Below are 457 nucleotides of genomic sequence, written 5' to 3'. Positions count from 1 at the left end.
TATCATTTTCACTAACTGGCTTTTGAGTATTTTAGCTGATTGACAAAATGCACTTTTACTTAACCTGTCACGGGTGTTTTCTGAGTGGGACAATCCGGTTTATCGCAAAATTTTCTGTGGTCCCTACCACTATCACTCTAGCCCCCTGCGGACGCTGGAAAATTTTATCGATCCGGCACACTTCCCAATTATGCATTCGGGATTATTCGCCCACGCTAGTCGTCCTGAGTTGACGCATTATGAATTAGAGTCTCTTGGAGATCAGATTAGTTTCAAATGTGGTTTGTGGGAACTAGATTTTAGTTCGGCTAATCCCAAAGAAGCGCCAATGATTTTCAACACTTACCATTACCGTATCTTCCGTCCGCTAGTGGCATACTTTACCCGGATTTCTCACAAGTGCAAAAAAATTATTGAGATGAGTAAAATTTAGGAAAGGATATTTTATACATTAGTG

General features: G+C 40.5%; 1 protein-coding gene. It reads left to right on the top strand.

The window, feature by feature from the left end; genetic code table 11:
- Positions 1-73: 73 nt before the first annotated feature.
- Positions 74-433: a hypothetical protein gene (locus tag ACEYW6_RS36640; RefSeq protein WP_412983671.1), complete on the top strand. Its 360-nt coding sequence runs from the start codon at positions 74-76 to the stop codon at positions 431-433.
- Positions 434-457 lie beyond the last annotated feature (24 nt).

The sequence above is a fragment of the Nostoc sp. UIC 10607 genome, assembly GCF_047228265.1.
GTDB classification, from domain to species: domain Bacteria; phylum Cyanobacteriota; class Cyanobacteriia; order Cyanobacteriales; family Nostocaceae; genus Nostoc; species Nostoc foliaceum_A.
The sequence above is the reverse complement of the archived record's forward strand: the minus strand, read 5'-3'. Positions and strand labels throughout refer to the sequence as shown.